This is a genomic window from Nitrosomonas sp. (genome assembly GCF_040256045.1).
Taxonomy (GTDB): domain Bacteria; phylum Pseudomonadota; class Gammaproteobacteria; order Burkholderiales; family Nitrosomonadaceae; genus Nitrosomonas.
Window position 1 is genome coordinate 1 of record NZ_JBDZWD010000074.1, and the last position, 7,810, is coordinate 7,810.

Here is a 7,810-nt window from a genome sequence, read left to right on the forward strand (position 1 = left end):
TAGTAAATTTCTCCACCTTTTGCACTGCCGCATGGGCCTCAAAACGTCCTTGCAAAATCAACCGCTGTGTCAGTAAAAAATCGCGGGATGTCTGGAAGCGTACGGAAACATCTCCCTGCTGGCTGATAAAGAGTGCAGACTCCACTTCGTAACGATAGGGAACGAGCCCTTGAAACCCGATAACCGCATGCACCCGGGCCACGTCTTTCCCTCTGAAGATTTGCGTCTCTCCGCGCACACCGATCTGAAAATCATAATACTTCCCGATAAACCTGCCGTACAGAAGCTGCATGTCGATGTCGTGGTCTGCCTTGAAAGCAGTATTTCGTTCGCCTTCAGTTTTGAACCACAGACGATTGAAATCTCCTCCGTACCAGCCCTGTACATCCCAGCGGAAATCGCTATCATCTCCCCCGGGACGATACTCGAGAACATCGGCGCGCAGGAACACACGGTTCTGGTCGCTGTGGGTCGGATGGTGGTACTTGCCCCGAGGATGGGACAAACCGGGCAAAATCTGTTTTTCCTTGTTCAGTAATGTTTCCGCGTTTGCCATCGGCATATCCACACCTGGAGACAGGATCACAACAATGCCAGCCGCAAATCGTGGAAAGGATTTCACGATTTTGTCCTGGGAGCTGCCTCCAGAATCTCGACCACACGGAACATCCCCGTTTCCATATGCAAGAGCAGATGGCAATGGAAGGCCCAGGGGCCAGGCGCATCCGCGGTAATAGCAACAGAAACACGTTCGGCGGGCTTGACAAGCACTGTGTGCTTGCGCGGGAGATATGCGCCAGTACCATTTTCCAGATACATCCACGTACCATGCAGATGCATCGTGTGTTCCATCATCGTATCGTTGACAAAAATCCAGCGCAGCCGCTCCCTATGATGAAATAAGATCGGCTCTCTCGCATCCGAATATTTTTCACCATCGAACGACCATATGAAGCGTTCCATATGACCAGTGAGATGAATTTCGAGCTCGCGCTCTGGTTCGCGCTGGTCGGGATAGGGTTTGAGGCTCCTCAAGTCAGTGTAGACCAGCACCCGGCGACCATCATTTCCCAGTCCGATACCCGGTTCATCCATACGGCTCTGCGTGAAATCCGGGATGAACTGATTACCGGGCCCATGATCGTCGGTACTATGCCTGACCGGGCTGCTGCCGGGAAGTCCGGGTTGAGCATGTCTGTCATGAATACCCTCCTTCGCGTGCTCTCCATGCCTATCTGGTATATTGTCGTGCTGCATACCTTTTTCTGACCCACTCTGGGTTGTATTGTCAGGTTCGTGGTTACCATGATCCACGCCGCTTATGTGTTGCATACCCATATCTGCCATGGTGCGCAGTGGGCGGGGACGTCGCGGTGGAATCTCTGCGGTCATCCCAGGGCACGGCGCGAGCGTACCGCGTGCAAAACCACTGCGATCCAGTGTCTCTGCAAAGATCGTGTAAGCGCGCTCTTCTTCGGGTTCAACGATGACATCATAGGTTTCAGCCGGGCCGATACGAAATTCATCCACTTCAACAGGTTGCACATTCTGCCCATCCGCTTGCACTACGGTCATCCCGAGTCCGGGAATACGGATGTCCTGAAAAGTCATCACCCCTACCTGAATGAAACGTAATCGTATGCGTTCACCCGGATGAAACAGCCCCGTCCAGTTTGCTGCCGGAGTCAGCCCATTCATGAGATAGGTATAGGCATGGCCGGTCACATCTGCCAGATCCGTCGGATCCATTCGCATCCGGGCCCACATCAAGTAATCATCGAGTGCAGGGCGCCAGCCATCCCGCATCGCATCCTGGATAAAATCACCCAGAGTACGTTTCTGAAAGTTGAAGTAGCCGGGTTGCTTTTTGAGCTTGTCGATCATTGAATCCACTGAAGAAAAGCTCCAGTCCGAAAGCATGATCACATATTCGCGATCATACTTGACCGGATCCGGCTCAATTGGATCAATAATCATCGGCGCATACATGCCCGCCTGCTCCTGGCCTCCCGAATGACTGTGAAACCAGTACGTGCCATACTGCCTGATCGTGAAACGGTAGGAGAAGGTCGCTCCCGGCTCGATGCCTGGAAAACTGACGCCGGGCACACCATCCATTTCAGGCGGCAGGAGTATTCCGTGCCAATGTATCGAAGAAGTCTCGTCCAGATGATTGGTGACATTCAGGGTAATGTCCTGCCCTTCGCGCAGACGAAGCAAAGGCCCTGGAACCGTACCATTGAGGGTTGTGGCAGTTGCAGTGTGATCATCGATGCGAAACGGGGTTCTGGCAATAGCGAGATTGATGACATCTCCACTCAACTGCGTAGTCGGGGTAACTGCACCCAGGGAATCAGATCCGGAGGCATAGGTCGGCAGCATCCAGTCCAGAGCAGCGAATGTCCCCAGTACCCCTGACCTTTTCAGAAAGACACGCCTTGAAATAGGGTCATTCATCCTGATTCGTCTCCCCTTATTTCAAACCCGGCTAAAGCAGCTCGTGTGTTTGTCCATACGAGGAATTTCCAGATAGAGAAAAGGAGTAGCATACATGTTGTCTTTCTCCTTCCCTACAAAAAAACCAGCCATCCCCCAGCGTGCGATCAATCAGAAGCTCTTCTGAAGGATGTTGACTGCCTGGGTTACGACAGAAAGATCTCCAGCAGATCGTTCAGAAATCGTCTCCCCTCAGGTGTTGGTTGGATGCAATCGTGTCGCCATTCGATCAACCCGCGCTGCTCGGCTTCAGCGAGCGGCTTCTGGATGGATGCAATCGTCAATCCGGTACGGGTATGAAATAATCCGGGATCAAAACCATCCGTCAGCCGCAACGCATTCATCATGAATTCAAAAATCCGGTCCTGCGGCCCTACTTCCTGCTCCGTGGTAAGCAGATTCTCAAGACAGGCATTTCCAGCCATGGCCTGCTCCATATATTGCCTGGGATGTTTATGGCGCATCTGTCGGATGATTTTGTCACGAAAGCTGATTTTGCTGTGGGCACCGGCTCCGATTCCCAAATAGTCCCCGTACTGCCAGTAATTCATGTTGTGGAGGCATGACTTCCCGGATTGTGCAAACGCAGAAGTCTCGTAGTGCCGGTAGCCTCGTTCCGCCAGAACATGCTCGATCATGATCTGCATATCGGCTGATGTGTCCTCGTCCGGCAATTGCGGTGGATAGCGATAAAATGGAGTATTGGGTTCGATGGTCAGATGGTAAGCAGAAATATGCGCCACTCCCCGATTGCAGGCCGTTTCAATATCCTGCAACGCTTCGTCCCGGGCCTGCCCCGGCAGCGCATACATCAAGTCCAGGTTGATATTACTAAAATGCTGCAATGCCAGGTCAGCCGCACGCAATGCCTCGGTACCATCGTGAATGCGGCCCAGTGCTTGCAGATGCCGGGAATTGAAGCTTTGAATACCGATGGATAGCCGGTTGATGCCAGCAGAATGGAAATCCGTGAATTTCTGCGCTTCCAGCGTCCCTGGATTGGCTTCCAGTGTAATTTCAACACCGGCTGCAAGGGGCAGCAGCATGCGCACATGAGAAAGAATCGCATCGATAGCAGTTGCACTGAACAGACTCGGCGTTCCCCCCCCGAAAAACACACTGGTGACCGGTCGTCCCCAGATCAGTGGCAGCGCAAGCTCCAGATCATGTTTGAGTGCCGTCACATACTCGGATTCCGGAAAATCGCCACCCGAATTGATCGCATGTGAGTTGAAATCACAATAAGGACATTTTCTGACACACCAGGGCAAATGAATGTAGAGCCCCAGAGGAGGCAGTTCAGCCAGACGAGGGGATTTTGAATCCGGCACGGATAAAACTGGCATATCTTTCTTCAAACCGACCGCATGGCCGTAAATGCGTTATACCGGCACAACCGGCGCTGTCTCATTCTCCGACAGCATCTGTACCAGCCTGGCAAGTGCTTTGCCACGGTGACTGATCCTGTTCTTATCCTCTATGGAAAGCTCGGCAGCCGTCTTGCCCAGCTCCGGAAGGAAAAAATGCGGGTCATAGCCAAATCCGCCCTGACCGATCGGTTCAGCAATGATTTCTCCGCGCCAGGTGTCTTCGATGATGACAGGTTGCGGATCCTGCCCATGGCGCAACAAAACGATCACACAGTAATAATAAGCCCGACGGTCGGATTGACCATGCAGTGCCTCGACCAGCTTGCGATTGTTGCGCTCATCCGAGCGGGGTTCTCCTGCATAACGAGCAGAAAATACACCGGGATCCCCTCCCAGAACACTGACGCATATTCCGGAATCGTCTGCCAGCGCGGGCAGGCCGGTTGCCAGACTCGCATGCCGTGCCTTGGCCAGCGCATTTTCAACAAAAGTCATATGAGGTTCATCTGCTTCTGTTACCCCGAGTGATGACTGCGTCACTACTTCGATGCCCAACGGAGCCAGCAGCCTGCTGATTTCGGCAAGCTTTCCCGCATTGTTACTGGCGATAACGATTTTGTTCAGGGATGATTCCATTTCTCGACTACTTTTCAGTGTCAGGGAGCAGCGGCTTCCAGTGCTTTTCGCTGCATATCAAACAGCTCCTGCAACCCTTGTTGCGCCATATCCAGCATGACATCCAGTTCCTGACGACTGAAAACGACCTTTTCTGCTGTCCCTTGAACCTCCACCAACCCCAAGCTGCCTGTCATGACGACATTCAAATCCGTATCACAACCGGAATCTTCCAAATAATCCAGATCCAGCAAAGGCTGACCTTTCAGTATACCTACCGAGACAGCCGCAACGTGATCCCTGATCGGATTTTGTGAAACCATCCGTTCTGCATGCAGATAGTCGATCGCATCACACAATGCAACGAATGCGCCGGTAATGCTGGCGGTACGGGTGCCTCCATCCGCCTGAATCACGTCACAATCAATCTGAATCGTGCGCTCACCCAGTTTCTCCAGATCCAGAATGGAACGCAATGCCCGTCCGATCAGCCGCTGGATTTCCATGGTTCGCCCCGACTGTTTACCTCTGGCAGCTTCACGCTGCATTCTTTCACCCGTGGAACGCGGCAGCATGCCGTATTCTGCCGTCAACCAACCCTGGCCGGCACCTTTGAGAAAAGGTGGAACTTTTTCGATGACGCTGGCGGTACAAATCACTTTGGTCTCGCCGTACTCGATTAACACCGAGCCTTCGGCTTGCCGCACATAATGGCGGATTATTCTGACCGGGCGCATTTGTGCAGGAGCACGGTTATTGCATCGTGACATGTCAATCACCTGTTTATGAATCGGGAAGTATGTAATTGCAACCTGCTGATAAAAAATGTCATCAGGTTCAGAAACGGTAAGCAGGCTTGGCAGGCGATCCCGAAGAGACTGTCAGCACTTCGTAGCTTTCATCTGTCACCAGAATGGTATGTTCCCATTGTGCAGACAGGCTGTGATCCTTGGTAATCACGGTCCAGCCATCCGGTAGCTGTTTAATGGCAGCCTTTCCTGCATTGATCATGGGTTCGACGGTAAAAATCATGCCAGGTTTGAGCTCGATTCCCGTACCAGTACGACCATAGTGCAATACCTGGGGATCTTCATGAAATTTCGCACCGATACCATGCCCGCAAAATTCCCTGACGACACTGTAGCCGGCACCTTCAGCCAAACGCTGAATGGCATGACCGATATCACCCAAGTGCTTGCCCGGGCGAATTTCTTCGATCCCGCGCCACATTGCTTCATAGGTTAATTCACACAATCGTTTAGCTTGGATGGATGGCTCACCGACATAATACATACGGCTGGTATCCCCATGGTAGCCTTCATAGATGACGGTTATATCAATATTGACGATATCTCCATCTTTGAGCTTTTTATCCCCTGGTACACCATGACAAATCTGATGATTCACGGAAGTACAGATAGATTTCGGGTAGGGGCTGTAGCCGGGTGGCGCATAATTGAGGGGAGCTGGTATCGTTTTCTGTACATCGACCATATAACGATGGCAAAGCTCATCCAGTTCGCCGGTCGTTACACCGTGCACCACGTAAGGCCCGATATAATCCAGCACCTCGGATGCCAGCCTGCCAGCAATACGCATGGTTTCAATTTCCGGTACTGTTTTAATATGAATCACTAAATCTGCTCCAGCTTGCATCAACAATCATGATAAATACCCTACGGAATCTGTGAAAAATTCCGGATAAGCAATCTATTGATCTTTCTATGAGAAGAACACTGAATATCTGACCACTCCAGTGATAACACATATTATTTTATAAGCGGCTGCATTCGGTTACTTCCAGCTTTGTTTCCGGGAACTGATGCGCCAGTTGCCGAATGCTTTCAGTCATTTGTTCCGTTGGATTACGAATCTCGAACTCGAACTGCTCCAGAACCTGTTCGCTATCCGTAATACGTTCTATCCCTCTGTCTTTCAATTCTTCAACAAATGCTGCCGCGTCAGAACCATCCGGCAGAATTGCCAGAGAAATTGCATTATGCCACGGGCTGTCTGCATTTTCCTGAATATGCAAAGAGGAAATCCCCAATTTTTTCAGTTGCTCGAGCTGTTTTGCAGCCTCACGTGCGTTTCGTAACGGTGGAATATGCACCCAATGAACGGTGACTTCACCTTTAGAAATTTCAGTGATGGTATCCTGCCCTGACTCCCATTTGGAAATTTCCGCTCTGACATGCTGCACGACTGGCTCGATCAGATTTTCCCATTTTAGACATGCAACTTTGGCCGGCACCAATTCAATCTTTTCCGGATAGATCAACGATATTGGTGCAGGGAGGTTATCATCCGGTCTACCATAAAGATAAAAAGCAGCGAAAATATTTGCCAGCAACAGAAAAACAGAAAATTTTCTCATCTCGTGCATTTCTTGGTAGGCGACTGCGGCGTTTACTGCAGCCGACAAATTTTGTTAGAATACTTGGATATTTACCGTTTATTACCAGAAACCAACCTTATACGATTATGAAATTCATTGGAACTACTGTAGCAGCAATCGCACTCACATTCTCCGGCTTTGTGTTTGCCGAATCTCCGGCTGCAGGCAATATCGAAAAGGGGAAAGAAATCGCAGCCGGCATATGCGCTGGTTGTCACAATGTCGATGGTAACAGTGTCATCCCTCTTTATCCCATTCTTGCCGGACAATACCCAGGGTATATTGCCAAACAGTTGCATGATTTCAAGGTAGTAGAAGGCGAAACAGTCAAGCGTGACAACCAAATCATGGCTCCCATGGTAGCAACTTTGAGCCAGGATGATATCGAAAATCTCGCTGCTTATTATTCACAGCAAGAACCCCAGCCGGGAACCTCCAGCGATACTTCTCTGGTTGAGGCAGGGAAGAAACTGTACCAAGGTGGAAATCTGGAAAACTCTATTCCTGCATGCTCCAGCTGCCATTCCCCCAATGGACAAGGCATTCCTCCACATTACCCGAGGATCGATGGTCAATACCCTGCCTATACTCTGTCTCAGTTACAGGCATTTCGGCAAGGAACGCGCAAGAATGATACAAACAGCACCATGCAAACAATCGTTTCACGTATGAGTGCACAGGAAATGCAAGCTGTATCCGAGTATATCGCCACACTCAGATAATATCTCCACTTACTTAATTATCGCAGGGGATAATTCCTATGGATTATCCCTTTTTGTTTATATCTTCCACAATATTCATCCGGTTGCCGGTCAGTCTGACTCCTGGCACACTAAGATTACATCGAAATCCAGCTCACTAACCAAGACAATAATGTAATTAGTCCGCTCTGAATAATTCTGTTTTCAGTCGCGAGCGGGTTGGAGATTGA

General features: G+C 50.5%; 8 protein-coding genes. 1 reads left to right on the forward strand and 7 read right to left on the reverse strand.

Annotated features, from left to right (window positions below; translation table 11 throughout):
* From ABUL11_RS10620 to ABUL11_RS10650, 7 genes are all read right to left on the reverse strand, one after another.
* On the reverse strand, window positions 1–622 hold a 622-nt coding region (locus ABUL11_RS10620; RefSeq protein WP_350283825.1), incomplete at its 3' end, for a copper resistance protein B.
* Window positions 619–2,457: a copper resistance system multicopper oxidase gene (locus ABUL11_RS10625; RefSeq protein ID WP_350283826.1), complete on the reverse strand. Its 1,839-nt coding sequence runs from the start codon at window positions 2,455–2,457 to the stop codon at window positions 619–621. The genes ABUL11_RS10620 and ABUL11_RS10625, both read right to left, overlap by 4 nt.
* Before the next feature lie 185 nt (window positions 2,458–2,642).
* Entirely contained in the window at window positions 2,643–3,842 is a 1,200-nt protein-coding gene (hemW, locus tag ABUL11_RS10630; protein WP_350283827.1) for a radical SAM family heme chaperone HemW, read from the reverse strand.
* Window positions 3,843–3,878: 36 nt separating this feature from the next.
* A complete protein-coding gene (gene rdgB, locus ABUL11_RS10635; protein WP_350283828.1) occupies window positions 3,879–4,502 on the reverse strand; it encodes an RdgB/HAM1 family non-canonical purine NTP pyrophosphatase in 624 nt (207 codons plus the stop codon).
* Between the two features lie 20 nt (window positions 4,503–4,522).
* The gene (gene rph / locus ABUL11_RS10640) at window positions 4,523–5,251 is read right to left on the reverse strand and encodes a ribonuclease PH (protein ID WP_350283829.1); all 729 of its coding nucleotides are present in this window, start codon (window positions 5,249–5,251) and stop codon (window positions 4,523–4,525) included.
* Window positions 5,252–5,318: 67 nt separating this feature from the next.
* Window positions 5,319–6,137, reverse strand: coding sequence for a type I methionyl aminopeptidase (gene map, locus ABUL11_RS10645; protein ID WP_350283830.1), 819 nt, complete (start codon window positions 6,135–6,137; stop codon window positions 5,319–5,321).
* 118 nt (window positions 6,138–6,255) lie between these two features.
* Entirely contained in the window at window positions 6,256–6,858 is a 603-nt protein-coding gene (locus ABUL11_RS10650) for a hypothetical protein (protein ID WP_350283831.1), read from the reverse strand.
* A gap of 107 nt (window positions 6,859–6,965) precedes the next feature.
* Here ABUL11_RS10650 and ABUL11_RS10655 point away from each other — a divergent pair, with 107 nt between their 5' ends.
* Window positions 6,966–7,601 carry a c-type cytochrome gene (locus tag ABUL11_RS10655; protein WP_350283832.1) on the forward strand — a complete coding sequence of 212 codons (636 nt, stop codon included), beginning with the start codon at window positions 6,966–6,968 and terminating at the stop codon, window positions 7,599–7,601.
* Window positions 7,602–7,810: the final 209 nt, after the last annotated feature.